The 25,381-nt window shown below is 71.3% G+C and carries 29 protein-coding genes; 15 read left to right on the top strand and 14 right to left on the bottom strand.

All coding sequences use genetic code 11. The features are described from left to right. Positions 1–17 precede the first annotated feature (17 nt). Together P8R59_RS12630 and P8R59_RS12625 are read right to left on the bottom strand one after the other, a co-directional pair. On the bottom strand, positions 18–446 hold the full coding sequence (locus tag P8R59_RS12630) for a PaaI family thioesterase (RefSeq protein WP_278101352.1): 429 nt from the start codon (positions 444–446) through the stop codon (positions 18–20). Continuing rightward, positions 443–1,066: a TetR/AcrR family transcriptional regulator gene (locus P8R59_RS12625; RefSeq protein ID WP_077052577.1), complete on the bottom strand. Its 624-nt coding sequence runs from the start codon at positions 1,064–1,066 to the stop codon at positions 443–445. The genes P8R59_RS12630 and P8R59_RS12625 overlap by 4 nt, the downstream gene beginning before the upstream one ends. A 195-nt stretch (positions 1,067–1,261) precedes the next feature. Here P8R59_RS12625 and P8R59_RS12620 point away from each other — a divergent pair, with 195 nt between their 5' ends. From P8R59_RS12620 to paaI, 5 genes are read left to right on the top strand one after another with little or no spacing between them, the layout of a single operon-like run. After that, positions 1,262–2,464 carry a thiolase family protein gene (locus P8R59_RS12620; RefSeq protein WP_278101351.1) on the top strand — a complete coding sequence of 401 codons (1,203 nt, stop codon included), beginning with the start codon at positions 1,262–1,264 and terminating at the stop codon, positions 2,462–2,464. Continuing rightward, positions 2,457–3,209: an enoyl-CoA hydratase/isomerase family protein gene (locus tag P8R59_RS12615; protein WP_278101350.1), complete on the top strand. Its 753-nt coding sequence runs from the start codon at positions 2,457–2,459 to the stop codon at positions 3,207–3,209. The genes P8R59_RS12620 and P8R59_RS12615 overlap by 8 nt, the downstream gene beginning before the upstream one ends. After that, positions 3,206–4,087, top strand: coding sequence for a 3-hydroxyacyl-CoA dehydrogenase family protein (locus tag P8R59_RS12610; protein ID WP_278101349.1), 882 nt, complete (start codon positions 3,206–3,208; stop codon positions 4,085–4,087). The genes P8R59_RS12615 and P8R59_RS12610 overlap by 4 nt, the downstream gene beginning before the upstream one ends. Next, entirely contained in the window at positions 4,087–6,177 is a 2,091-nt protein-coding gene (gene paaZ / locus P8R59_RS12605) for a phenylacetic acid degradation bifunctional protein PaaZ (RefSeq protein WP_278101348.1), read from the top strand. Before P8R59_RS12610 ends, paaZ begins: the two co-directional genes overlap by 1 nt. Next, positions 6,174–6,575 (top strand): hydroxyphenylacetyl-CoA thioesterase PaaI, encoded by a 402-nt coding sequence (gene paaI, locus P8R59_RS12600; protein ID WP_341210598.1) that lies wholly within the window; start codon positions 6,174–6,176, stop codon positions 6,573–6,575. Before paaZ ends, paaI begins: the two co-directional genes overlap by 4 nt. Before the next feature lie 72 nt (positions 6,576–6,647). Here paaI and P8R59_RS12595 read toward each other — a convergent pair whose 3' ends face one another. Next, a complete protein-coding gene (locus P8R59_RS12595) occupies positions 6,648–8,057 on the bottom strand; it encodes an aldehyde dehydrogenase family protein (protein ID WP_278101347.1) in 1,410 nt (469 codons plus the stop codon). A 181-nt stretch (positions 8,058–8,238) separates the two neighbouring features. Between P8R59_RS12595 and paaK the strand changes: the two genes are divergently transcribed. Genes paaK through P8R59_RS12560 form a run of 7 tightly spaced genes read left to right on the top strand, consistent with a single transcriptional unit; the run spans position 8,239 to position 14,081 of the window. After that, positions 8,239–9,531: a phenylacetate--CoA ligase PaaK gene (paaK, locus tag P8R59_RS12590; protein ID WP_278101346.1), complete on the top strand. Its 1,293-nt coding sequence runs from the start codon at positions 8,239–8,241 to the stop codon at positions 9,529–9,531. A 53-nt stretch (positions 9,532–9,584) separates the two neighbouring features. Next, a complete protein-coding gene (gene paaA / locus P8R59_RS12585) occupies positions 9,585–10,541 on the top strand; it encodes a 1,2-phenylacetyl-CoA epoxidase subunit PaaA (RefSeq protein WP_341210597.1) in 957 nt (318 codons plus the stop codon). Next, positions 10,541–10,846, top strand: a complete 306-nt coding sequence (paaB, locus tag P8R59_RS12580) for a 1,2-phenylacetyl-CoA epoxidase subunit PaaB (RefSeq protein WP_077052584.1) — start codon at positions 10,541–10,543, stop codon at positions 10,844–10,846. The genes paaA and paaB overlap by 1 nt, the downstream gene beginning before the upstream one ends. Next, the gene (gene paaC, locus P8R59_RS12575; RefSeq protein ID WP_278101344.1) at positions 10,843–11,685 is read left to right on the top strand and encodes a 1,2-phenylacetyl-CoA epoxidase subunit PaaC; all 843 of its coding nucleotides are present in this window, start codon (positions 10,843–10,845) and stop codon (positions 11,683–11,685) included. The genes paaB and paaC overlap by 4 nt, the downstream gene beginning before the upstream one ends. Next, positions 11,682–12,170 (top strand): 1,2-phenylacetyl-CoA epoxidase subunit PaaD, encoded by a 489-nt coding sequence (gene paaD / locus P8R59_RS12570; RefSeq protein ID WP_278101343.1) that lies wholly within the window; start codon positions 11,682–11,684, stop codon positions 12,168–12,170. Before paaC ends, paaD begins: the two co-directional genes overlap by 4 nt. An 8-nt stretch (positions 12,171–12,178) precedes the next feature. Next, the gene (gene paaE / locus P8R59_RS12565; RefSeq protein WP_278103824.1) at positions 12,179–13,288 is read left to right on the top strand and encodes a 1,2-phenylacetyl-CoA epoxidase subunit PaaE; all 1,110 of its coding nucleotides are present in this window, start codon (positions 12,179–12,181) and stop codon (positions 13,286–13,288) included. A 7-nt stretch (positions 13,289–13,295) separates the two neighbouring features. Beyond that, positions 13,296–14,081, top strand: coding sequence for an enoyl-CoA hydratase/isomerase family protein (locus tag P8R59_RS12560; RefSeq protein WP_278101342.1), 786 nt, complete (start codon positions 13,296–13,298; stop codon positions 14,079–14,081). 25 nt (positions 14,082–14,106) lie between these two features. On the opposite strand, the gene P8R59_RS12555 is transcribed toward P8R59_RS12560, so the two are convergent. Next, positions 14,107–14,364: a nuclease gene (locus tag P8R59_RS12555; RefSeq protein ID WP_278101341.1), complete on the bottom strand. Its 258-nt coding sequence runs from the start codon at positions 14,362–14,364 to the stop codon at positions 14,107–14,109. Between the two features lie 115 nt (positions 14,365–14,479). After that, the gene (locus tag P8R59_RS12550; protein ID WP_278101340.1) at positions 14,480–14,941 is read right to left on the bottom strand and encodes a MarR family winged helix-turn-helix transcriptional regulator; all 462 of its coding nucleotides are present in this window, start codon (positions 14,939–14,941) and stop codon (positions 14,480–14,482) included. A 46-nt stretch (positions 14,942–14,987) separates the two neighbouring features. Here P8R59_RS12550 and P8R59_RS12545 point away from each other — a divergent pair, with 46 nt between their 5' ends. Next, positions 14,988–16,241: a multidrug effflux MFS transporter gene (locus tag P8R59_RS12545; protein WP_278101339.1), complete on the top strand. Its 1,254-nt coding sequence runs from the start codon at positions 14,988–14,990 to the stop codon at positions 16,239–16,241. Between the two features lie 18 nt (positions 16,242–16,259). Here P8R59_RS12545 and P8R59_RS12540 read toward each other — a convergent pair whose 3' ends face one another. Further along, on the bottom strand, positions 16,260–17,093 hold the full coding sequence (locus tag P8R59_RS12540; protein WP_278101338.1) for a VOC family protein: 834 nt from the start codon (positions 17,091–17,093) through the stop codon (positions 16,260–16,262). A gap of 181 nt (positions 17,094–17,274) precedes the next feature. Between P8R59_RS12540 and P8R59_RS12535 the strand changes: the two genes are divergently transcribed. Further along, complete coding sequence (locus tag P8R59_RS12535) at positions 17,275–17,739, top strand: MarR family winged helix-turn-helix transcriptional regulator (RefSeq protein WP_278101337.1); 465 nt, start codon at positions 17,275–17,277, stop codon at positions 17,737–17,739. Between the two features lie 12 nt (positions 17,740–17,751). Here the strand turns inward: P8R59_RS12535 and P8R59_RS12530 are convergent, their stop codons facing one another. Further along, positions 17,752–18,141 (bottom strand): DUF6855 family protein, encoded by a 390-nt coding sequence (locus P8R59_RS12530; RefSeq protein WP_278101336.1) that lies wholly within the window; start codon positions 18,139–18,141, stop codon positions 17,752–17,754. Positions 18,142–18,246: 105 nt separating this feature from the next. Between P8R59_RS12530 and P8R59_RS12525 the strand changes: the two genes are divergently transcribed. Further along, positions 18,247–18,795, top strand: a complete 549-nt coding sequence (locus P8R59_RS12525) for an AAA family ATPase (protein WP_278101335.1) — start codon at positions 18,247–18,249, stop codon at positions 18,793–18,795. A 124-nt stretch (positions 18,796–18,919) separates the two neighbouring features. Here P8R59_RS12525 and P8R59_RS12520 read toward each other — a convergent pair whose 3' ends face one another. The 7 genes from P8R59_RS12520 to P8R59_RS12490 are packed head-to-tail and all read right to left on the bottom strand — an operon-like array spanning position 18,920 to position 25,365. Next, positions 18,920–20,365 (bottom strand): AMP-binding protein, encoded by a 1,446-nt coding sequence (locus tag P8R59_RS12520; protein ID WP_278101334.1) that lies wholly within the window; start codon positions 20,363–20,365, stop codon positions 18,920–18,922. After that, complete coding sequence (locus tag P8R59_RS12515; RefSeq protein WP_278101333.1) at positions 20,365–21,471, bottom strand: MSMEG_0565 family glycosyltransferase; 1,107 nt, start codon at positions 21,469–21,471, stop codon at positions 20,365–20,367. Before P8R59_RS12515 ends, P8R59_RS12520 begins: the two co-directional genes overlap by 1 nt. 28 nt (positions 21,472–21,499) lie before the next feature. Continuing rightward, on the bottom strand, positions 21,500–22,357 hold the full coding sequence (locus P8R59_RS12510; RefSeq protein WP_278101332.1) for a carbon-nitrogen hydrolase family protein: 858 nt from the start codon (positions 22,355–22,357) through the stop codon (positions 21,500–21,502). A gap of 24 nt (positions 22,358–22,381) precedes the next feature. Beyond that, the gene (locus P8R59_RS12505; protein WP_278101331.1) at positions 22,382–23,638 is read right to left on the bottom strand and encodes an MSMEG_0569 family flavin-dependent oxidoreductase; all 1,257 of its coding nucleotides are present in this window, start codon (positions 23,636–23,638) and stop codon (positions 22,382–22,384) included. Next, the gene (locus P8R59_RS12500; RefSeq protein ID WP_278103823.1) at positions 23,635–23,925 is read right to left on the bottom strand and encodes an MSMEG_0570 family nitrogen starvation response protein; all 291 of its coding nucleotides are present in this window, start codon (positions 23,923–23,925) and stop codon (positions 23,635–23,637) included. Before P8R59_RS12500 ends, P8R59_RS12505 begins: the two co-directional genes overlap by 4 nt. Position 23,926: 1 nt before the next feature. Next, a complete protein-coding gene (locus P8R59_RS12495) occupies positions 23,927–24,829 on the bottom strand; it encodes a carbon-nitrogen hydrolase family protein (RefSeq protein WP_278101330.1) in 903 nt (300 codons plus the stop codon). Between the two features lie 8 nt (positions 24,830–24,837). Next, positions 24,838–25,365, bottom strand: a complete 528-nt coding sequence (locus P8R59_RS12490) for an MSMEG_0572/Sll0783 family nitrogen starvation response protein (protein ID WP_077052596.1) — start codon at positions 25,363–25,365, stop codon at positions 24,838–24,840. Between the last annotated feature and the right edge of the window lie 16 nt (positions 25,366–25,381).

Here is a 25,381-nt window from a genome sequence, read left to right as displayed (position 1 = left end):
ACCCGTCGGCGCGGCGATCAGTGCGGATCGAGCAGAAAGTTGGTGATCCGGGCGGTCGCGAGGTGAGCGCCGTCCTCGTGCTCGATGACGATCTGGTGACTCGTGGAGCGCGCGCCGAGATGCAGCGGCGTCGCGGTGGCGCGGATGGTCCCCTCCCGTGCGCCGCGGTGGTGCGTGATGTTCAGGTCCACCCCCACGCAGACCTTGCCGTGGGTGGAGGCGTAGACCAGTGCCGCCCAGGATCCGACTGCTTCGGCGAGCGCGGCACTCCCCCCGCCGTGCAGACGGCCGAGGGACTGGGTGTTGCCCGTGACGGGCATCGTGGCCACGACCGCCGCGACGGACTGTTCCACGACGGTGATCCCGAGCTTCTCGTCGAGGGCGCCGAGGGCGATCCGCCACGGCTCCCGCGGGCCCGCTTTCGCTTCGGCATCCACGGCGCTCACGATTCCCCTCGCGGCGCCCGGTCGAGCCCGTCCAGCGCGATACGCAGGACGTCGTCGGCGAGGCGGTCCGGTGTGACGGGTCCACCGGGTCGGTACCACTCGGTGAGGGAGTTGACCATCCCGAAGATGAGGCGCGTGGCGACGGAGGCCTCGATGTCGTCGGCGAGAGCGCCCTCCGCCTGGGCGTCGCGGACGATCGCGGTGACACGGTGGTCGAACGAGCGGCGTCGCTCGAGCGCCGCGCGCTCGATGTCGCTGTTCCCCCGGACCCGCAGCAGGAGGGTGACCTGGGGAAGCTTCGCGGCGAGGACCGCGACCGCGCCGGCGACGATGTGCCGCAACCGGTCGATGGCGACGTCGTGGGCGGCGAGGGCTTCGTCGAGGGCCCCCTCCAGGGCGGAGAGCGCATCGTCGAGGGCGACGCGCAGGATTGCTTCCTTCGACTCGACGTGGTGATAGAGCGCGGACTTCGTCAGTCCGAGCTTCGTGGCGAGGTCCGCGACGCTCGTCGCGTCGTAGCCCTGGTCGTTGAACAGCTGAACGGCGATCGTGATCACCTGCTCGCGGTCGTACCCGGGGCGGCCGCGGCGTACCGCGGCCTGCGTCGCATCCACCGTCATGCCTCCAGTCTGGCCCCTCGTCGGGCGAGGCCCGACGGTCGCGGCATCCCGACTGTGCCGGGTACGCCCGATCGTGTGCCCCGCGCGCACCCCGTCAGGTCGACCGAGCGGCCGTCCTTGCCGCGGAGCGGGACTCTTGACACTATTACTGAACGCTCGTTCTGCAAAGCGTCGAGGGCGACGGAGAGGATGACGATGTCCGAGGCTTACCTGATCGGCGGCGTACGCACGCCGGTCGGCCGCTACGGCGGCGCGCTGTCGGGGGTCCGCCCCGACGATCTCGCCGCCCTCGTCGTGCGCGCGGCGGTCGATCGCGCCGGGGTCCCGGCGGACGCGATCGACGAGGTGATCCTCGGCGCGGCGAACCAGGCGGGTGAGGACAACCGCAACGTCGCGCGCATGGCGGTGCTGCTGGCGGGTCTGCCCGACGAGATCCCCGGACTCACCGTCAACCGGCTGTGCGCCTCGGGAATGTCCGCGATCACCCTCGCCGCGAACGCCGTCCGCGCCGGCGACGCCGACATCGTGGTCGCCGGCGGTGTCGAATCCATGACGCGCGCGCCCTGGGTGCAGGCCAAGCCCGCCCGCGCGTGGGCCAAGCCGGGCGAGGCGTACGACACGTCCATCGGCTGGCGCTTCACCAATCCGCAGCTCACGGCGCGCGACAAGGCCACATACTCCATGCCCGAGACCGCTGAAGAGGTGGCGCGCCTCGACGGCGTGACCCGCGCGGACGCCGATGCGTTCGCCCTGCGCAGCCACGTCCGCGCCATCGCGGCGATCGACGCGGGCCGCTTCGCCGCCGAGATCGTGCCCGTGCCGACCGCGAGCGGAACCGTCGACACCGACGAGGGCCCCCGCCGCGACACGTCCGCGGAGGTCCTCGCGAAGCTCCGCCCCGTCGTCGCGGGCGGGGACGTCGTGACCGCGGGCAACTCCAGTTCGCTCAACGACGGCGCGTCCGCCCTCGTCGTGGCCAGCGCCGCGGCCGTGCAGCGCTACGGGCTCGTCCCCCGGGCCCGGGTCGTCTCCCACGCCGCCGCCGCGCTGGCACCCGAGATCATGGGGCTCGGCCCCGTCCCCTCCACCGAGAAGGCGCTCGCCAAGGCGGGGCTCGGCGTGGGCGATCTCGGCGCGGTCGAGCTGAACGAGGCCTTCGCGAGCCAGTCGCTCGCCTCCATCCGGCGGCTCGGTCTCGACGCCGACATCGTCAACGCCGACGGCGGCGCGATCGCCCTCGGCCACCCCCTCGGGTCGAGCGGTTCGCGACTCGTCGTCACCCTCATGGGCCGCCTCGAACGCGAAGACGCCCGCTACGGACTCGCGACCATGTGCGTCGGCGTGGGCCAGGGGCAGGCGATCATCATCGAGCGCGTGACGGAGGCCCGGGATGCCTGACCCCTCCGTGCGCCTCGAGGAGCGCGCCGATCGGGTCGTCGCGACCCTCGACCGACCCGCCACCCGCAACGCGATCGACCAGCGGATGGTGGACGAGCTGCACGACCTGTGCGCGCACCTCGAGACGACTCCGAAGACGCTCATCCTCACCGGGGCGGACGGCGTGTTCGCCTCCGGCGCCGACATCGCGCAGCTCCGCGAGCGCACCGCCGCCGACGCGCGGCGCGGCATCAACTCCACCGTCTTCCGGCGGATCCGCGCCCTGCCGATGCCGGTCATCGCCGCCGTGGACGGGTACGCGCTCGGGGGTGGCGCCGAGCTCGCCTACGCGGCCGACATCCGGATCGCGACGCCCCGCGCCCGATTCGGCAACCCCGAGACGGGCCTCGGGATCATCGCGGCCGCCGGTGCCACGTGGCGCCTGCCCGAGATCGTCGGTCACGCCCGCGCGAGCGACCTCCTCCTCACCGGACGCACCGTCGACGCGGACACCGCCCTCGAGTGGGGTCTCGTGTCGGCCCTGCACGAGCCCGCCGCGCTGCTGACCGCCGCGCACGAGCTCGCCGACCGGATCGCCCGCAACAGCCCCCGCGCGACGGAACTCACCAAACGCGCCCTGCTGGCGCCGCCGGAAGCTCATCCGGCGATCGAGCTCGAGCTGCAGGCCGAACTCTTCGACAGCGACGACAAGCGCGCCCGCATGACCGCGTTCCTGGAGCGGCGCGCACGGAAGGACCAGCGATGAGCGACCAGACCACCACGGACACGCCCGCCCTCGTCCCCGCCCGCGTCGGCGTGCTCGGGGGCGGACGGATGGGAGCGGGAATCGCGCACGCCTTCCTCCTCGCCGGCAGCCGCGTCGACGTCGTCGAGCGCGACCGCGCGTCCGCCGAGGCCGCGGCCGACCGCATCCGCCAGAGCGTCGTCCGCTCCGTCGAGCGCGGCGCCACGTCGAGATCCGCGGCCGAGGTGGATGCCGCTCTCACCGTCGGCACGGACCTCGACGTCTTCGCCGCGGCCGAGCTCGTCATCGAGGCCGTGCCCGAGGACCGCGCCCTCAAGGAGGACGCGCTCGCCCGGATCGAGCGCACCCTGCCCGCGGCATCCGCTCTGGCCAGCAACACCTCGTCGATCTCGATCGACGCGCTGGGAGCCGCCCTCCGCCGCCCCGACCGGCTGCTCGGGCTGCACTTCTTCAACCCCGTGCCCACCTCGGCGCTCGTCGAGGTGGTCCTGGGCACCGCCACCGCCCCCGCCCTCGCCGACGCGGCGCGCGGGTGGGTCGCGGCGATCGGCAAGACCGCCGTCACGGTGCGCGACTCTCCCGGTTTCGCCTCCAGCCGCTTGGGCGTGATGCTCGGCCTCGAGGCGATCCGCATGCTCGAGGAGGGCGTCGCCTCGGCCGCCGACATCGACACCGCGATGGAGCTCGGATACCGGCATCCGATGGGCCCGCTGCGCACGACCGACATCGTGGGCCTCGACGTGCGCCTGGGTATCGCCGAAGAACTCGAGGCGGCGTTCGGCGAACGCTTCGCCCCTCCCGCACTGCTGCGACGTCTCGTCGCCGAAGGGCACCTGGGCCGCAAGAGCGGCTCGGGCTTCTACGAATGGAGTGAGTGATGACCCGGCTGTTGGAGAGCTACGTGCAGGATGCCTGGTGGTCGCCCGCCGACACGGACGACGCCGACGCGACGAGCGTGCGCGACGCGTCGACGGGTGAGGAGGTCTGCCGGGTGAGCACCGCCGGCCTCGACCTGCCCGCGGCCCTGACCCACGCGCGCACGGTCGGTCAGGACAGTCTCGGCGCCCTGACCTTCCACCAGCGCGCGCTGCTGCTGAAGCAGTTCGCGATCGCGCTCACCGAGCGCAAGGCGGAGCTCTACGCGCTCTCGGCACACACGGGGTCCACCGCGCGCGACAACCTCAGCGACGTCGACGGCGGCATCGGCGTGCTGTTCACGTACTCGTCGAAGGGTCGGCGCGAGCTGCCGAACTCCCGGATCATCGTCGACGGACCGCCCGAGCCGCTGTCGAAGGACGGGTCGTTCCTCGGGCGGCACGTGTACACGCGCCTGTCCGGGGTCGCGGTGCAGATCAACGCGTTCAACTTCCCCGTCTGGGGAGCACTGGAGAAGTTCGCCCCCGCCTTCCTGGCCGGCGTTCCCACGATCGTGAAGCCGGCGACCCCGACCGGCTACGTGGCCGAGGCGTGGGTGCGGATCCTCGTCGAGTCGGGGCTACTGCCCACCGGCTCCCTGCAGCTGGTCAGCGGCAGCGTGCCGGGGCTCCTCGAAGCGCTCGACCTCGGTGACACCGTCGGCTTCACCGGCAGTGCGGCCACGGCGGAGCGTCTGCGTTCCCGCGTGCGGCACGGGGTACGGTTCACCAGCGAGACCGACTCGATCAACGCGTCCGTCCTCGGACCCGACGCGACCCCCGGAACCCCAGAGTTCGACGCGTACGTGCGGCAGCTGTTCGCCGAGATGGTGACCAAGGCCGGGCAGAAATGCACCGCGATCCGCCGGGCGATCGTGCCGGAAGAGGTCCGTCCCGCGATCGTGGAGGCGCTGACGCAGACGATCTCCGCGCGCGTGGTGATCGGCGATCCCCGAGCGGAGGGGGTGACGATGGGTCCCCTCGTCTCGACGGAGCAGCGCGACGAGGTGCGCCGGAGCGTCCGCGCCCTGATGGATGCCGGCGGCCACCTCGTCGTCGGATCGCTCGAGGACCCACCGGTGCGCCGTGCCGACGGGACGACCGGTCCCGCGGACGGGGGCGCGTTCCTCGAGCCGCTCGTGGTGTCCTTCGACGCCGCCGACGCCGAGGCGGGGAGCGCCGTGCACGAGATCGAGGCGTTCGGGCCGGTGACGAGCCTGCTCGGCTACCGGAGCATCGATGAGGCCATCACCCTCGTGCGCCGCGGCGGCGGATCGCTCGTCACGAGCGTCGCGACCCACGACCCGGAGGTCGCCGTCGCGCTCGTCTCGGGCATCGGCGCCTACAACGGGCGCGTGCTCGTGCTCGATCGCGATGACGCGCGCACCTCGACCGGGCACGGCTCCCCCGTGCCGCACCTGGTCCACGGCGGCCCCGGCCGCGCGGGCGGCGGCGAGGAGCTGGGCGGCATCCGCGCCGTCCTCCACTACATGCAGCGCACCGCGATCCAGGGGACGCCGCGCATGCTGACCGCCCTCACGGGGGTGTGGCACACCGGAGCCGAGGCCGACGCGACCGGAACGCACCCGTTCCGCAAGCCGCTGACAGACCTCCGCATCGGCGACCGCGTCGACTCGACCGAGCGGGAGGTGACGCTCGCGGACATCGAGACGTTCGCGCGCTTCACGGGTGACACCTTCTACGCCCACATGGACGAGGACGCGGCCGCCGCGAACCCGTTCTTCCCGGGGCGTGTCGCCCACGGGTACCTGCTCGTGTCGTGGGCGGCGGGCCTGTTCGTCGATCCCGACCCGGGCCCCGTCCTGGCCAACTCGGGCCTGGAGAACCTCCGCTTCGTCACCCCCGTCGTGCCCGGCGACCGCATCCGCGTGACGCTCACCGCGAAGCAGATCACGCCGCGCGAGACCGACGAGTACGGCGAGGTCCGGTGGGATGCCGTCATCCGCAACGATCGCGACGAGCTCGTGGCCGAGTACGACGTCCTGACCCTCGTGGCGAAGGAGTGGCCGGCCGCGGCGGAGGCCGTGGCGTGAGCGGTGCCGCCGACATGATGGCTCGGGATGCGGCATCCGCCCTGCTCGGGATGGTCGTCGAGCGCGCCGAGCCGGGGGACGCGCTCGTGACGATGACCGTCCGCCCCGACATGCTGAACGGGTTCGCGATCACCCACGGCGGGTTCGTCTTCGCCCTCGCCGACACCGCCTTCGCGATCGCGTGCAACGAGGACGATCGGGTGACGGTCGCCGCGGGGGCCGACATCGCGTTCCTCCGCTCCACCACGGCGGGCCAGACCCTGACCGCGCACGCCGTCCGGCGCGCGCGGTCGGGGCGCACCGGCCTCTACGACGTGCGCGTCTCGGACGAATCCGGCGCGATCATCGCGGAGGTGCGCGGGCGGTCGGTCACGACGAACCGCACGCCTCCGGACTGAGCGGGCCCCGCCCTCCGCACGGAGCGAGCCCCCGTCCGATGCGGACGGGGGCTCGCGACGGTGCGGCGTCCCTCAGCGCTGGATCACCTTGGGCGCTGCGACCGCCTTGAGTCCTGCGACGCCGAACTCCTGGCCGTAGCCGGATGCCTTGATGCCGCCGAACGGAACGTGCGGGTTGATCGCGCCGTGCTGGTTGATCCAGACGGTGCCGGCCTGAACGCGCGCGGCGACGGCGATCGCGTCCTCCGGGTCGTTCGCCCACACCGAGGCGCCGAGTCCCTGCGAGGAGGCGTTGGCGCGGGCGAGGGCGTCGTCGATGTCCGTGTACTTGATCACGGGCACGACGGGCCCGAACTGCTCCTCGTCGACGAGCGGGGCGCCGTCCTCGATGTCGGCGACGATGGTGGTCTCGTAGAACAGCGGGCCGAGCTCGGTGGCCGGCCGACCGCCCGTGACGATCCGCGCGCCGCGCGCACGGGCGTCGTCGACGAGGTCGCGGACGATGTCGAACTGCTTCTCGTTCTGCAGGGGCCCGAGGACGTTGTCCTCGCTCAGGCCGTTGCCCATCGGCATCGCCGCGGCCAGGCCCGCGAGCGCCTGGACGACGTCCTCGTACTGCGACTCGTGGACGTACAGCCGCTTGAGCGCGGCGCAGGTCTGGCCCGTGTTGATGAAGATGCCCCAGAACAGACCCTCCGCGATCGCGGCGACGTCCGTGCCCGGGAGGACGATCCCGGCGTCGTTGCCGCCGAGCTCGAGGGTCAGACGGGCCAGGTTGTGCGCCGACGACTCCACGATCTTGCGTCCGGTCGCGGTCGATCCGGTGAACATGATCTTGGCGAATCCCGGGTGGCCCGCGATCGCGGCGCCCACCTCGCGATCGCCGGAGATGCCCGTCAGCACGCCCTCGGGCAGGTGCCGGTTGAAGACCTCGATGAGGGCGAGGACCGAGAGCGGCGTGTACTCGCTGGGCTTGGCGACGACGGTGTTCCCCATCCGCAGCGACGGGCCGATCTGCCACACGCTGATCATCATCGGCCAGTTCCAGGGACCGATCGCTCCGACGACGCCGAGCGGGTCGTAGTGCACCTCGGCGCGAGATCCCTCGTGCTCGAAGACCACCTCGGGCTCGAGCGGGGTGTCGGCGGCGGTGCGCAGCCACAGGGCGCACGCCCCGACCTCGAATCGGGCGTTCGGGCCGTTGAGCGGCTTGCCCTGTTCCCGCGAGAGGAGCCGGGCGAGTTCTTCGGCGTGGGCTTCGATGTCGTCGGCGATCTCGTTCAGGATGCGGCTGCGCTCCGCGTGCCCGAGGGCGGCCCAGGCCGGCTGCGCCGCCTCCGCCGCCGACACGGCGCGATCCAGGTCGGCGAGCGTGTGCACCGGCGCGTAGCCGATGATCTCTCGCGTGGCGGCGTCCGGAATCGGGCGGCCCTCGCCCTCGGGCACCGAGACGGACTCGGTGATCGTGACTGCGGTGCTCACAGTGGTCCTCCTTGTCGGGCGGACGACGGCGTCCGCTGTGTCCGACGGTAGGAATCGTGCGCGGGCGTGCACAGGCTCGAGCGCCCATCGTGCACGCCGTGCACACTCCCGTGCACCCATCGCCCACTCGATTTCCTGACCGATCGTTTGGATAATGGCATCCGTGATGAAGGAGTCACCCATGCCGACGACCGCCGCCCCCGCCGACGCGCTCACGCTGACCTCCCCCGAGCTGCGGGCGACACAGCTCGCACGCCTGCAGTGGACCGTGCGTCACGCCTACGAGAACGTCCCGCTGTACCGCGCGAAGTTCGACGACGCCGGGGTCTCCCCCGCCGACATCCGCAGCCTCGACGACGTGCGGCTACTCCCCTTCACGACGAAGGAGGATCTTCGAGCCACCTACCCGTTCGGCATGTTCGCCGTGCCGATGGCGGACGTGCGCCGCATCCACGCCTCGTCCGGGACGACGGGCCGCCCCACCGTCGTGGGCTACACCGCCGGCGACCTCGACCGCTGGGCGGACCTCATCGCCCGCTCCCTGGCCGCAGCCGGCATCCGCCCCGGCGACCGGGTGCACAACGCCTACGGCTACGGCCTGTTCACCGGCGGCCTCGGCGCGCACGCGGGCATCGAGCGCCTCGGCGCCACCGTGATCCCGATGTCCGGGGGCCAGACGGCGCGGCAGGTGCAGCTGATCACCGACTTCCAGCCGACGGCGATCCTGTGCACGCCGAGCTACCTGCTCACGATCGCGGATGCCATCGAAGAGGCGGGCCTCGACCCCCACCAGACGTCGCTCCGCGTGGCCGTGCTCGGTGCGGAGCCGTGGACCAATCAGATGCGGCAGGAGATCGAACGCCGCCTGAACATCGACGCCGTGGACATCTACGGGCTCAGCGAAGTGATGGGGCCGGGCGTCGCGAGCGAGAGCGCGCTCACCAAGGACGGCCCGCACGTCTGGGAGGACCACTTCCTCCCGGAGACGATCGACGGCGACACGGGAACGCCCCTCCCTGACGGGGAGATCGGCGAGCTCGTGTTCACCTCGCTCACGAAGGAGGCGTTCCCGGTCATCCGCTACCGGACGCGCGACCTCACGCGCCTCCTCCCGGGCACGGCCTACCCGACCATGCGCCGGATCGAGAAGATCACGGGCCGCAACGACGACATGATCATCCTGCGGGGCGTGAACCTCTTCCCGACGCAGATCGAGGAGCTGGTCATCGGCATCGAGTCCCTCACCCCGCATTTCGTGCTCGAGCTCACGCGCGAGGGGCGGATGGATGCCATGACCGTCCGCATCGAGCGGCATCCCGACCTCGAACGGGAGGTGTGCGAGCAAGCCGCCCAGGTCCTGCGCCAGCGCATCAAGGTGCACATCGGCACGACCGTGGCCGTGCGGGTGGAGGAGCCCGGAACCCTCCCCCGCAGCGAGGGGAAGTACAAGCGCGTCTACGACCTGCGCGCTTGATAACTGAACGATCGTTCTGTAAATTGTCGAACACCGCCACCGAGGAGCAGACAATGACCGCACCCACTCCGACCGAACTCCAAGATGAGTTCGATGCGCTCATCGCCGCCGATCAGCGCATCGAGCCCCGGGACTGGATGCCCGAGGCGTATCGGAAGACGCTCATCCGCCAGATCTCCCAGCACGCGCACTCCGAGATCATCGGGATGCAGCCCGAGGGGAACTGGATCACCCGCGCGCCGAGCCTCGCGCGCAAGGCGATCCTGATGGCGAAGGTCCAGGACGAGGCGGGCCACGGCCTGTACCTCTACTCCGCCGCGCAGACGCTCGGCATCACCCGCGACGAGATGACCCGCCAGCTCATCGAGGGCCGAGCCAAGTACTCCTCGATCTTCAACTACCCGACCCCCACCTGGGCCGACATGGGCGCGATCGGCTGGCTCGTCGACGGCGCCGCGATCTGCAACCAGGTGCCGCTGTGCCGGGCGTCCTACGGGCCGTACGGACGCGCAATGGTCCGCATCTGCAAGGAGGAGTCGTTCCACCAGCGGCAGGGCTTCGAGATCCTGCTGACACTGATGCGCGGCACCGAGGCCCAGCGGGCGATGGCGCAGGAGAGCGTGGACCGCTGGTACTGGCCCTCGCTCATGATGTTCGGCCCGCCCGACGACCAGTCGCCGAACTCGGCGCAGTCCACGGCGTGGAAGATCAAGCGGTTCTCCAACGACGAACTGCGTCAGCGGTTCATCGGCATGCTCGTCCCGCAGGCCGAGGTCCTGGGCGTCACCCTCCCCGACCCCGAACTGCGCTGGGATGAGAAGGAGGAGCGCTGGCACACGAGCGAGATCGATTGGACCGAGTTCCACGAGGTCATCGCCGGTCGCGGGCCGATGAACGCGGTGCGCATCCAGAATCGTCGCGACGCGCACGAGCAGGGCGCCTGGGTGCGCGAAGCGGCCGCCGCGTACGCCGCGAAGAAGTCCGCGGTCACGACCGAGGCGGCGGCCTGATGCCCACGCCCGGCGGTGACCCCACCGAGACCTGGCCGCTGTGGGAGGTCTTCGTCCGCGCGAACCGCGGCCTGAGCCACGTGCACGTCGGTTCGCTCCACGCGCCCGATGCCGATCTCGCCGTCCGCAACGCCCGCGATCTCTACACGCGGCGTAGCGAAGGCGTCTCGATCTGGGTCGTCCCCTCGGATGCCGTCACGACCAGCGATCCCGGATCCAAGGGCGCGTTCTTCGAGTCGCCCGCGGGCAAGAACTACCGTCACGCCGTCCACTACACGGCGTCGGAGGGGGTGCCCCACCTATGACCGCCCACGACACGACCGACATCGACGATCCGCACGGCGACGTGTCGGTCGACGTGCACACGCTGTCCGACGAACTGCAGGGCGCGGCCGAGCGGGCGCGGACCGCAGAGGTCGCGGAGTACGCCCTGCGCCTCGGCGACGACGCGTTGATCCTCTCGCAGCAGCTCTCGCGCTGGATCGCGAACGCCCCCGAACTCGAGGAGGACGTGGCACTGGGCAACATCGCCCTCGACCTGCTCGGACACGCCCGATCGCTCCTGCGTTTCGCCGGGTCGTACGACGGACGCAGCGAGGACGATCTCGCCTACTTCCGCGACGAGCCCGAGTTCCGGTGCGCGTGGCTGTTCGAGCAGGACAACGGCGATTTCGCGCACACCATCGCACGTCAGCTGATCGCCTCGGTGTACCAGTACGAGCTGTACAGCGAGCTCGCGGCATCCGCCGATCCCGGGCTCGCCGCCATCGCCGGCAAGGCCGTGAAGGAAGTCGACTACCACCGCGATCACGCCGTGCAGTGGACCCTGCGCCTCGCCGGCGGCACCGCCTTCTCCCGCGAGCGCATGATCGCAGGCCTGACGGACATGTGGCCGTACGTCGACGAGCTGTTCCGCGACGACGCGCTCATCGACGACCTCGAGGGGGTGGCGGTGCGCCCGTCGCGTCTGCGGAGCCGGTTCGACGGCGTCATCGACGCGGTGCTGGCCGAGGAGGGGCTCGACGTCCCCCGGTCACCGATCGCCTCGGGCGGGGGGCGCGAGGGAAGGCACTTCCCGACCCTCGGCTTCCTCCTCGCCGAGATGCAGGTCCTCGCACGGCAGCACCCGGGGGCGACGTGGTGAGCGCCGACACCGACCTCGACCGGGCGCGCCGGGTCTCGGCATCCGTCTGCGATCCCGAGGTTCCCGTGCTGACCATCGACGACCTCGGGGTGCTGCGCGACGTCGAGATGCGCGAAGGAGCCGTCGTCGTCACGATCACGCCGACGTATTCGGGGTGCCCCGCGATGGACACCATCCGCGCCGACCTCGTCCTCGCCCTGACCGACGCCGGCTTCGACGACGTGCGCGTGCGCACCGTGCTCGCCCCCGCGTGGACGACCGACTGGATGACCGACGCCGGCAAGCGCAAGCTCGTCGAGTACGGCATCGCCCCGCCGACGGGTCGCGCCGCCGTGGGGCCCATCCGCCTGCGCATCGGCGTCCGGTGCCCGCGCTGCGGATCACTCGACACCCGCGAGATCTCCCGCTTCGCCTCGACCTCGTGCAAAGCGCTCTACGAGTGCGTCGAGTGCCGGGAACCCTTCGACCACTTCAAGGTGCACTGAGCATGACGATGACCGAGGTCCGCACGACCGGGCGCCGCCGGGCGCGATTCCACACTCTGCGCGTCGCCGACGTCCGACCCCTGACGGCGGATGCCGTGGAGGTGACGTTCACCGTGCCCGAGGCCCTCACCGACGCCTTCGACTACGCCCCCGGGCAGTACGTCGCCCTCCGCGCGACGATCGACGGTCAGGAGGTCCGGCGGTCCTACTCGATCTGCCGCCCCCCGACCCCGGGGATGCTGGCCGTGGGTATCAAACGCGACCCCGGCGGACGCTTCTCGTCCTGGGCGCAGACGCAGCTGCGCCCCGGAGACGAGATCGACGTGATGAGCCCGCAGGGCACGTTCGTCTCGATGCGGCCCGACGTGTCGACGGGAAACATCGTCGGCATCGCCGCGGGTTCCGGGATCACGCCGATCATGGCGCTCGCGGCATCCTTCCTCGCCGCGTCGGACACATCGACGTTCACCCTCCTGTACACGAACCGCTCGTCGACAGACGTGATGTTCGTCGACGAACTGGCCGACCTGAAGGACCGCTACCCGACGCGGTTCGCGATCCACCACGTGCTCTCCCGCGAGCAGCGAACCGCGCCCGTGCTCTCGGGGCGGATCGACGAGGACCGGCTCCGCCTGATCCTGTCGTCGCTGGTGCGTCCCGAGACCGTCGACGAGTGGTTCCTGTGCGGCCCGCTCGACCTCGTCCAGCTGTGTCGCGAGGTGCTCGCGAGCGTCGGCGTCGCCGCCGCGGACGTGCGTTTCGAACTGTTCACGACCGGAGAGGCTCCGTCGGGCGGCTCGGGCGGCACACCCGTCGTGGTGCGCGACGACGAACCCGTGCGGTCGATCGAGGTCACCCTGGACGGGACCTCGGCCACCGTGACATCCCCCGTCAGCGCGCACGAGTCGATCCTCACGGCGGCCCTGCGGGCGCGTCCGGACGTTCCGTTCGCGTGCGCGGGCGGGGTGTGCGGCACGTGCCGTGCACGGGTGGTGTCCGGGAGCGTCCACATGACCGAGAACTACGCGCTCGAACCCGACGAACTCGAGCGCGGGTACGTCTTGACCTGTCAGTCCCACCCGACGAGCGATCGCGTCGTCGTCGACTACGACGTGTGAGGCTCCCGTGATCGACTACGCCCTCGAAGAAGCCGGGACGGATGCCACGCTCGCCGTGATCACCCTGAACAGTCCCGGGAAGCTCAACGCCCTGAACGAGCAGGCCCTGCGCGATCTCGACGCGGCCTACGCGCGGGCCGAAGCCGACGGCGTGCGGGCGCTGCTCCTGCGCGGCGAGGGCCGCGCGTTCTGCGCCGGCCGCGACATCTCGGAGGTCGACCCGCGGAGCGATGACGTCCGGGGGTATCTCGACGGCCTCCTCACCCCGCTCCTGCGGCGCATGGCGGAGTTCCCCGCACCGACGTTCGCGGCGGCGCAGGGGGCGAGCCTCGGCGTCGGACTGGGGCTGCTCATCGCGACGGATGTCGTGTACGTCTCCGCCGACGCCAAGATCGGCTCGCCGTTCGCCGCCCTCGGCGCCACGCTCGACTCGGGCGGACACGCGCTGTTCTTCGACCGGCTCGGCACGCACCGGACGCTGGATCTCATCTACTCGGGGCAGCTCATGTCGGGCGAGGAAGCGGTGCGCTCCGGACTGTTCTCGCGCGCACTGCCCCCGGAAGACCTGCAGGCGGTCGCGCACGGTGCCGCGACGACGGCGGCATCCGGCCCCACCCGCGCGTTCCTCGAGAGCAAGCGGCTCGTCGCCCGCCTGCGCGACCCGCGGGTCGGGTTCTGGGAGGCGCTGGAGCGGGAGAACCGCGCTCAGGCCGAGCTGTGCGACACCGACGACTATCGCGAGGGGTTCGCGGCGTTCCAGGCAAAGCGGAAGCCGACATTCCGCGGGCGCTGACGCGGCGGCCGACGGACGTCCGGGCTCAGACCACGCGAGCCGTGGTCACGACCGCCGACGCGCTGAGCAGCTCCGCGACCGGGTGGTAGGCCACGGGCTCCCCCACCGCGATGTCGACGGACGGGCCGACGACCCGCAGGCGCACCGTCGATCCATCGAGCAGGGCGAGGGACACGCCGGCGCCGTCGGCGGCGACGACCAGACCGTCCCACCAGGCGCTCGGGTTGGCGGACGCCATGCAGCGCTGGATCGGGTGGACTGTCGACGAGATCGTGCGGGACATGGCTTCACCTGCCTTCGAGGGATTCGGTGAGATGAAGCTACGGGATGCCGTGGGTGCGGGCGATCCGCGGCGTAGCCGGACGTAACACCCGCGCGAGGCGCGCCGAGGAACCGGTTCAGTCCGAGACGGGTGCCGCGGGGTGGCGGCGCAGCCCGTCCTCGACGCGGATCAGGAGCTCGGCGGCATCCGCGAACCCCTTCTGGTCGTCGTCGAGAGCGGAGCGCAGCCGCTCGGCCCAGTAGGCGTGCAGCTTCTCCACGCTCCGGTCGGCGAGGGGGGTGGGCAGCAGGCGGACCGCCCGCGCGTCATCCGGCGCCGTCTGGCGTTCGATCATGCCTTTCGCCACCAGCGAGCGGAGCGCGACGCTGCAGTTGCTGCGCTGCAGCGCGGTGGCCTCGGCCACGGCGCTCGGCGAGGTGCCCGGATTGTGGTGCACCCACCGCATCACGAGCGCCTCGGTCCCGGTGAGCGGAACGATGTCGAGTCCGTGGGGACCGTTCGGATCGATCTCACGCGCGATACGCATGACGACGTCGGCGAACGCGGCGAGGACACCATCGGAGACCACGGGCTGCACCGGGCCACTGTACCATCGGAGAGAAATCAGTTATGCTTTCATAACTATGACGACGAACACCGCCTCCCTCCGCGTCCCCGCGGCCGACTCCTCCTCGCCGTCGAGAGACATCACGACGCCTCTCCTGCTCGTCCTCGGCCTCCTGAGCGCCGTCGCCCCGTTCGCGACCGACCTCTACCTCCCGGCCTTCCCGCAGATGACGACCGACCTGACCGCGTCCGCGACGGCCGTTCAGCTCACGCTGACCGCCTTCCTCGTCGGCGTGACCGCCGGCCAGCTCGTCTTCGGTCCGCTGTCCGACCGATTCGGTCGCGTGCCGCCCCTCGTGTTCGGAGCCGCCCTCTGCGTCGTCGCGAGCGTGGTCGCCGTCTTCGCACCGAATGTCGGCGTCCTCATCGCCGCGCGCTTGTTCCAAGGTCTCGGCGGCGCGGCCGGCATGGTCATCGGCCGTGCCGTCATCTCCGACCTCGCCACCGGGAAGTCCGCCGCCCGCGCGTTCTCGCTCATGATGCTCGTCGGCGGCGTCGCCCCGGTCGTGGCCCCGCTCCTGGGCGGACTGCTCACCGGGCCGCTCGGCTGGCGAGGCCTGTTGATGATCGTCCTCGGCCTGTCGGTCGCGATGTTCGTCTCCGTGCTCGTGGTCGTGCGCGAGACGCACCTGCGGACGCGCCGCGACGCGCTGCGCGCCGAGCGCGCCGCCTCCGGGTCACCCCTGCGCGCGCTGCGATCGCGGGCGTTCCTGGGCTACACGATGGTGTTCGCCTTCGGGTTCGCGGTGATGATGGCGTACATCTCGGCATCCCCGTTCGTGTACCAGAACATGCTCGGACTCGACACCGTCGGCTACGGCCTCCTGTTCGGCCTGAACGCGCTCGCGCTCATGGCCGTGAGCGTGCTGTCGTCCAAGCTCACCGCGACCCGGTCGGTCGAAAGCGTCCTGACGCTCGGGCTCGGGCTCGTGACGGCCTCGACGATCGCGTTCGCCGTCCTCGTCTTCTCGGGCGCGCCCGCGTTGTGGCTCGCGGTGCCGCTGCTCACGGCGATCGGGTCGCTCGGCTTGGTGTTCGGCAACGCGACCGCGTTGGCTCTCGGCGCGGTCCCCCAGGTCGCCGGCAGCGCCTCGGCGGTGCTCGGCGCCCTGCAGTTCGGACTCGCCGCCCTGGTCTCCCCGCTCGTGGGCGTCGGCGGCGAGGGCACCGCGGCGCCCTTGGCGATCGTCATGCTCGCGGCAGCCGTCGTGGCCGTCGTCGCCCTCGCAATCACCCGGGGACGCTCGACCCGCGTCGCGCGCGCGCACTAGCCGCGGCGCGGCGGGTCGTCACCCGAGTTCGGGGGCGATCGCGAGGCGCGTCCCCCACGGGTCGCTGAGCCGAAGGGTGCGACCGTCGTCGGCCGCGGCGATGCCGTGGTCGCGCACGCGTTCGGCGAACGCCTCGACGTCGTCGCGGGTGGGCACGAGGATGCGCACGTCGCCGAGCCCCAGGGTCGCGGCGCGGGGCCCGGCGCCGGCGCTGTGCCACGTGTTCATGCCGAGGTGGTGGTGATACCCGCCGGCGGAGAGGAACAGCGCCGACCCCAGGTCCGCGGTCACGTCGAACCCGAGGATGCCCTGGTAGAAGCGGCGCGCCGTCGGGATATCCCCCACCTGGAGGTGCACGTGTCCGATGGCGGCCGTGGCATCCGTGCCATCCTCTCCGGCCTCGGGGTCGTACCAGCGCTGGAGGAACTGGTTCGGGTCGAGGAACTCCGCCCCCATCTGCACCCTGCCGTCGGCGTGGACCGTCCACTCGTCGCGCGGGCGATCGCGGTAGAGCTCGAGTCCGTTGCCCTCGAGGTCGTGGAAGTAGAACGCCTCACTGACGAGGTGGTCGGCGGAGCCTTCGTACAACTGCCCGGCGTGCTGGGCCATGGATGCCAGGGCGGAAGCGAGCCGCGCCTGATCCTGGAACACGATGGCGGTGTGGTAGAGCCCGGCGCCGCGACTGTCGCGGCCCGGCAGGTCCTTCTCCTGCCGCAGCACGATCGACGCGAGACCGCCGCGCCCGAGGGTCGCGGTGGCTCCGGTCTGGTCGAGGACGTCGAGCGTCACCGCGCGCCGGTAGAAGTCGGTCATCGCGTCGAGGTCGCTGACGAGCAGCTCGACGGTGTCCATGCGCGTCCCGTCCGGCGCCGCGCCGGGAGTCGGCACGGCCGGCGCGCTCCACGACGGGGCTGAGTGTGTCGATGCCTGATCCACGAGGTGCTCCCTGCGTCCGTGTCGTCTCAACCGCTCGGGTGATTGGTTGTCGCTACAACTAACTTAGGATGGACGCGTGGTATTCCAGGCGCCTCGAATGACCCCCGAAGAGTCGGCGGCGTGGGTGGGGCTGGTCACCGTCAGCCAGCTCCTGCCTGCCGCGCTCGACGCACAGCTCCAGCGCGACTCGCGACTGACCCACTTCGAGTTCACCGTGCTCACGGTGCTGCGATTCACTCCCGAGCAGACGCTCCGCATGTCCGCGCTCGCCGCGGAGACGGCATCCACCCTCCCTCGCCTCTCGCACGTGTGCGCGCGGTTAGAGAAGCGCGGGCTGGTCGAGCGGTTCGCCTCCGCGGAGGATCGGCGCGCGACCGAGGTCCGACTCACCGCGGACGGCCGTCGCGACCTCATCCGCGCGACTCCGCGGCACATCGAGACGGCGCGACGACTCGTCGTCGACGCCCTTACTCCGGCGCAGCTCGACGCCCTCGCCGAGATCACGGCGGTCATCCGCGGGCGGCTCGAGGGCGGCTCCGAGTCGGCCACGGAGGCTCACTGACGCGCCGGGCACTCAGATCGCGCGCATGCGGTTGTTCCGCGCGTCGTGGGTCAGCTCCGCGAGCCCCAGCTCCTCGAGCAGGGGCGGCAGATACATCCCGAAGCGCCCGCGGTAGCCCTTGCGTGTGCCGTACCAGCCGCCGACGGGGTTGCTCTCGGAGCGCCCCCACTCCTCGACCGTTCCCGCGGCCGAGGGCTTCTGCTCATCCGCGGCTCCCAGCGGAACCCAGTCGCGCTGGGAGACGAGCCACGCGTGAAGATCCTCGATCGCACGCGCCTGGTACGTCAGCTTCGTCGAGCCGACCTGGCAGATCAGCTCGTCGCCGTCGCGATACAGGGTGTATTCCGAGCTGCCCGGCGGGGTCCGCAGCACCCACGGGTCATCCCTGGTTCCCTCGGCCATCCCCGGCTCCCTTCGTCGCTCGTCCGCGCTGCGAACGAGGTGATGAGCACATCCTGGCCCGCCGCGACGGCAGCCGCCAGGGACGCGGCTCAGTAGTCTCGCGCCATGCGCATCGTCGTCTCGGGAACCCACGCCAGTGGCAAGAGCACCCTCATCTCCGATTTCCACCTTCGGCATCCCGATTTCGTCGTCCTGCCGGATGCCTTCGAGGAGGCTGAGGACGCGGGCGACACCCCGTCGGCAGCGCTCTTCGCCGCCCAGTTGCGGATCGCGGCGGATCGCCTGATCACCGACGGCGCCCCGAACCTCATTGCGGAACGCGGCCCGCTGGACTTCCTCGCCTATCTCGTCGCCCTTGCCGAGCTGACGGGAACGGACCTGGACGCGCGCGTTCGCGAACGAGCCTCCGCCCTCGTGATCTCGGCGATGCAGTCCGTCGATGCCCTGGTCGTGCTGCCGTTGTCGGCCCGGGACGGCATCCCGCTCCCCTCCGACGAGTACCCCGAGCTCCGCGAGGCAATGAACGACGCGCTCCTGGATCTGATCGACGACGCCGAGGTGGTCGGCGAGCACGTGCGGATCGCGGAGATCTCCGGGTCGCCCAAGGAGCGACTGGACGCGTTGGAGGTGTTCCTCCGCCACCTCGCCACATGACGACGCGCGTCGCGCCGGTCGTGCTGGACGCTCATCGGAGAGTAGGAACGAGACATGGATGCCGCGATCGCCACCCGGGGGACGCGCACGAGCACGCGCGTCGCGCCCCCTCAGCGGTCGCTCGTCAGCGCGTCGTCCCCGCCTCACCGATGCGCGCGGCGAGCGCCGACCGCCGCACCTTCCCCGCGGCGTTCCGTAGCGGCGTCGGCCAGAGGTGGAGGGCGACGGGCGCCCGGCGACCGAGCCCGGACCGAGCCTCCGCCAGAACGAGCGGAAGGGCTCCGGGGTCGGAGAGGCGGACCGCGGCGTGCACGACCTGCCCCAGGTCGTCGTCGGGAACGCCGAACGCCACGGCTTCCTCCACCGCGGGGTGGGACTCCAGCGCAGCCTCGACCAGGGCGGGAGCGATCTTGTCGCCGCCGCGGTTGATGATGTCGTCCGCTCGGTCGTGCAGGAACAGATAGCCGTCGGCATCCACGTGTCCGATGTCGCCCAGCGTGTCCCACCCGTCGTCGTCACGGCGCGATGACGCGCCCACGTACGAGTACGCCGCCACGTCGCCCCGTCGCATCCACACCAGACCGCTCTCGCCGGCGGAGACGTCTGTGCCGTCTTCGGTGCGGACGCGGATCTCCGTTCCTGCGATGGGTCGCCCCACGCTCCCCGGGCGCTCCCGCCATTCCTTGCCGGTGATGCGGGTGAGGCCGTTGGACTCGCTGCCGGCGTACACCTCGTCGACGCGCTCGGGCCCGATCCAGTCGAGGAACGCGCTCTTGAGGGCCGGGGCGCACGGCGCGCCCATGTGCAGCACGCTCACCATACTCGCGACCCGCTCGACCGCGCGCACCTCGGGTGGGAGTCGCAACAACCGCGCCATCATCGACGGCACGAGCAGTCCCCACGTTGCTCGATTCGCCTCGACCGCGTCGATCCAGCGAGCCGCGTCGAAGCGGTCCAGGATCACCAGGCGATGCTGCGTGAGCAGACCGCGGAACGCGTACGTGAAGACCGCGGAATGCCAGAGCGGCCCGGCGACGATCTGCGTCGCCTTCCGGGGCAGGAACTCGGCGACCGGTCGCGACGGGTCGAGGGTCGCGGGTGCTGCCGCGCGCACGATCTTCGGTCGCCCCGTCGATCCCGAGCTCGCCGGCGCCTTCCAACACGACGCCGCCAGGTCGGGAAGCGGGCCGGTCCGCGCGGGCAGGCGCACATCGGGCAGCCAGGCGACGCGATCCGACGAGGGCTGCCCGCCGATCGCGGCGGCCGGGTGAGCGAGCGCCTCGAGATCGGCCCGCTCCGACGGAGTGAGGTCGCTCGACAGCGGCTGCGGGGTGCCCCCCGCCCGCCAGATCCCGAAGCACGCCGTGACCATGTCGCGGCCGTTCGGGAGCGACACCGACACGAGGTCGTCCTGCCGGACACCGCGGTCGACGAGTGCGTGCGCGAGCGTCGACGCAGCGGCATCCAACTCCCCCGCCGTCATCGTTCCCTCCGCATCGACGACGATCGGCTCGTCGGGGTCGGCCGCGGCCCGGGCGGCGAGGATCGCCGAGAAGGTTCGCGTCGCCATCAGGGGCTGCCGATCGGCAGGCGCGCGTAGAACTCCTCGTGCGCTCGCGCGGCGCGGTCCCACGTGTGCGCGCGGGCGAGGGCGACCCCCGCCGGGGTGTCCGTCGCCGCGCCACCGCCGAGGAGCGCGTCGAACCGCTCGGCGATCTCCGTCGGGGTCGAGGCGTAGAGCACTGTGTCGCCGAACACCTCGCGGATCACCGGCAGATCGCGCGCCACGACGGGCACGGATGCCGCGAGAGCCTCCATCGCGGCGAGACCGAAGCCCTCCTTCGTCGAGACGAACGCCAGGGCGCGGGCCGCGGCGACGAGGGAGGGCAGGGCGTCGTCGTCGACGGGTCCCAGGACCGTGGGCTCGATGCCGAGCTCCGCTGCCCGCGCTTCGAACCGAACGCGGTAGTCGCGGTAGTCGAAGAGCGTCTCGCCGCCCCCGAACACCAGCCGGACGTCGGGGCGCGTGGTCCGCACCGCGGCGTAGGCCTCGAGCAGATCGATCGAGCCCTTGCGCGGTTCGATCCCCCCGAGCGCCAGGATGTAGTCGCCGAGCTGCGATGCCCACCGGGCGCGTCCCGCCTCCCCGTCGCCGCCGGCCGCGGCTCCGAAGCGCTCGGCATCCACCCCGTTCGCGATGACCGCGGGACGCACGCCGTAGTCGCGCTCCACCTCCCGCGCGACCGCGTGCGAGACGCACAGGCGAGCCACCGGCTCGATCACGGCGCGGTCGTGGCAGGCGACGAGTTGGGGGGTCGTGAACGCGTCGAGGTGATGGATCGTCCGGACGACCGGGATGCCACGGCGCAGCGCCGCGTTCGCCGAGATGCAGTCCTGCGCGTGCACGACGTCCGCCTCGGTGTCGAGCGCGGCGGCCAGGAGCTCGATCGACCGCTCGATGCGCTCGCCCACGCCCTCGCCGTCACGCGGAGGAAACGGCACCACGCGAACGCGCACCCGCGGGTCGACCGGACGGAAGAACGCCGCGTCGTCGCCGCGCCCGAGCGTCCACACCTCGACGTCGTGGCCACGCGCGGCGAGCGCCTCGGCGAGCGCCAGGGTGTGCACGACCCCGCCGCGGGGTTTGGTGGAGTAGGTCAGTTGCGCGATGCGCATGATCGTCCTTTCCGCGGCTGCGGGCGGTCTACGCCGGTGCGGTCAGCCGGTAGGCGTGCTCGGCACGCTGGGCGAGGTGGTTGAGCGAGCGTCGCGCCCGGGCGACGTCGGCGGAGACGTCGGCCTCGGCGACGGCGAGGCCGCCTTTCGCCCAGGTCTTGGCGACGATCTCGCCCGCGGGGTCGACGACCTTCGCCTGGCCGAGGAACCGCAGTCCGCCGAGGACGCCCGTCTGATTCGACGACACCAGGTAGACCTGGTTCTCGGCGGCGCGCGCGCAGTCGTACAGGTCGAACAGGTGCGCCTGGCGGTCGTTGCGGATGCGGTCGGAGCGATCGGTGACGCTGGCCGGCCACGCACTCAGGCACGCGATGATCTCCGCGCCGTCCAGCGCCACCGACCTCGCCGCCTCGGGGAACGTCTTGTCGAAGTCTATGAGCATGCCGATCCGTCCGACCGGGGTGTCGAATGCGCGGAACTCCTCGCCCGCGGCGTACACGTCGGATTCCCCCAGCGGCAGGTGCACCTTGCGATGTACACCGAGCACGCCGTCGCCGGTGACGCACACCGCCGTGTTGTAGCGCCGCTTCCGACCGTTCTCGACCGCGCGTTCGGCGATCCCGAAGCACACCGTCATGTCGCCGGCGAGGGCGATGATCGCCGCCGTCTCGGGCCCGTCGATCTCGACCGAGTGCGGGATGCCGTCGCCTTCCTCCACCGGGTGGTGGAGGTCGAGCAGGTAGCCGCCGATCGTGGCATCCGGCAGCACGAGCAGATCGACCCCGCGCCCGCGGGCGTCCTCGACGATGCCGGGGAGTTTGGCGAGCGTGCGTTCGACGTCGCGACCGAAATGGGCCGCCACCGCAGCCATCGTGACGGATGCCATTCCCCGAGAGTACGCGGTAGTCGCTCAGCGCACCGCGAGGACGTCCCGCGACGCCGCGACGATCGAGGCGGCGACATGTTCGGCATCCCGGGCGATCGCGTGGAAGCGCCCCGACCCCCACGTGTGCAGCCACGGCAGCCCCACGAACGAGAATCCCGGCACCGTGGTGATCCCCCGCTCGTGCTGGGGGTGGCCGCTCACGTCGAGCACGCCGAGGTCGCCGAGCCACGACCAGTCCGCGCGGAAGCCGATCGCCCAGACCACCGCGTCGATGTCGTCGAGGTCGAGCGTCGTCGGACCCCCGTCGGGCGCCCACACCGGTCGGTAGCGCTCCTCGGTCGGGGCCTCGATCCCCTCGCGGGCGATATAGGCGTCGATGTCGTTCTTGATCGACTCGGCCACCGAGTCGGCGTGGTCGAGATCAGCCGCGAGCGTGTCGTCGAAGGCGAGAGTGCCGTCGGTGATGCCGATCGCCCGCCCGTGCAGGCCCATTCCCTGCGCCGCGAACAGACGCAGGTCGATGTCGCGCCCCCCGTCGCGGCCGGTGACGTAGTGATTGGTCGCGGCGCGTTTCGCCGCGGCCTGCGCACCGGCCGGTACGTCGTAGACGCCCATGTCGGCGAGCCACGTCATGCAGTCGCGGCCTCGGTAGAACCGCGCCACGCGCGGGGCGCGCCCCACGGCGAGGTGCACTCGGCGTCCCTCGAGGTGGAGGTCCTCGGCGATCTGCGTCCCCGACTGCCCGGTGCCCACCACGAGCACCGTGCCCGGCAGTTGACCGGCGTTGCGGTAGTGGTGGGAGTGCATCTGCACGATCCGATCGGGCAGGGCGCCGGCCCACGACGGGGTGATCGGCCGGTGGTATCCCCCGGTCGCCGAGGTCACGGTGTCGGCGGTGATCTCCCCCACGCTGGTCTGCACGACGAAGACCCCGTCGTCGCGGCGGTCGACCCGCCGCACCTCCACTCCTTCGGCGACGGGCGTGTCGAAGCCGTCGGCGTAGCCGCGGACCCAGGCGTAGACCTCGTCGCGGGTCATGAACCCGTCGGGGTCGGGGCCGTCGTACGCGTAGCCGGGGAGGCGGCAGTGCCAGTTCGGGGTCACGAGGGTGAAGTTGTCCCAGCGGCCGTCGCGCCATTCGTGCGCCGCCGACTCCCGTTCGATGACCACGTGCTCCACGCCCGCCTGCACGAGATGCCAACTGACCGAGAGGCCCGCCTGCCCGCCGCCGACGATGACGGCGGGATAGTGGTCGCCCGCCCGGAGCTCGACGGGGATCACGACGCCACCGCCGGAAGGGGCGGCTCCATGCGGAGCACCGTGACCTCGCCGGCGCCGTAGGCGGCCGCCGTCCGGGCGATCTCGTCGCGAGACGCCATCGCCGACGTGCACGCGAAGCCGTACGCGGCGCGCACGCGCTCGCCCGCGGCATCCAGAGCTTCGCTCGAGCGCGCGACGAAGTCGGCGACGCCGTAGCTCTCCCCCGTCGAGAGGTAGTCGTGCATCACCAGGCTCGGCGAGTAGTGCGACGACTCGGCACCGTCGGGCCAGCGGACGGCGAAGCGCATCTCAGGCACGGGCCAGCCCCTTCCATCCTTCGACGTGCGCGCCGGTGGTCTCGGCGACCGGGCCGTAGACGTCGGGGCGACGGTCGCGCAGGTGGAACATCCCCCCGCGCATCGCCCGGAAGGTGTCCTCGATGTCGATCTCGGCGATCGCGAGCCCGGTCCCGAGCAGGGTCGTGGCGAGGATGTTGCCGCCCGGGTCGACGACCTTGGCGTTGCCGACGTACCGCAGCGACCCGAAGGTGCCCGACTGATTGGATGCCATCCAGAACACCTGGTTGTCGAGGGCGCGCGCGATGTCGAACTGGTTGAACCGGTAGGTCCACCGGTCGTCCTGCAGGTTCTCCGCGGTCGCGGTGCGGGCCGCCGGCCAGGCCGACATGCTGACGACGATCTCGGCACCGTCGAGGGCGAGCATGCGGGCAGCCTCGGGGAATGCCTTGTCGTAGCAGATCTGCATCCCCACGCGTCCGACGGGGGTGTCGAACGCCTGGTAGGTGTCACCGGCCGAGTACGACATGTTCTCGCCCAGCGGCTGATGCACCTTGCGGTACGAGCCGTAGATGTTCTCGCCGTCCAGGCACACCGCGGCGTTGTACCGCGTCTCGCCGTCGTCGGCCAGCTCGCAGAACCCGATCGTGACGATCATGTCGCCGACGAGTTCCTGCACGCGGGCGATCTCGGGGCCGTCGAGCCGGATGGCGGGCGGCATCGACTTCGTCGTGGTCTTGATCGTGTCGCCGTGGTTGCCGAGCGACGAGAGGTACCCGCCGATCGCGGCCTCGGGGAACGCCAGGAACGACACTCCCGCGGCCCGCGCCTCGGCCATCAGATCGGCGATGAGCGCGTAGTTCTGCTCCAGATCCCGGGTGAAGTTCGCCGAGACGGAGGCGACGGTGATCGACATGGCGCGCCTCAGAGGTTGTAGGTCGAGTTGATGATCGCGCCCTTGCGCGCGTAGTAGATGAGCGCGTCCTGCACGTCGAGCGGGTGCGCGGGGATGACGCCCTCGATGAGGTCCTCTTCCCGGATGCCGTGGAGCGCGAGACCGAAGCGGCAGCAGTAGACCGTGCCGCCCTCCTTGATGAACGTCTCGAGCGAGTTGTTCATGTTCAGTTCGCCGGGGAAGCCCGCGTCGCCCGTGGTCGGGAAGCCGCGGTTGGCGGTCGCGGCCAGGGTGCCGGGGCCGTACAGGTAGATCGCCGACTCGAAGCCCTTCCGCAAAGCCCGCGTCGCCTGGAGGATCGCGACGAAGCTGACCGAGGACTCGTGCGGGATGCCGTGGATGAGCGTGAAGTAGGTCTCGCCGTCCTCGGCCTGGAAGTCGGGGAAGAGTTTGGTCGAGCCGTAGATGTTGCTGCCCTTCGGGAGGGCCGGGTGGGGCACCTCGCCGAGCGACTTGGCGATGTTCTCGGCGATCTGAGCGTCGATGTCGGTGGTCATGGTCGTGTCCTTCACG

The organism is Microbacterium proteolyticum, assembly GCF_029639405.1.
Classification (GTDB): domain Bacteria; phylum Actinomycetota; class Actinomycetes; order Actinomycetales; family Microbacteriaceae; genus Microbacterium.
The sequence above is the reverse complement of the archived record's forward strand: the minus strand, read 5'-3'. Positions and strand labels throughout refer to the sequence as shown.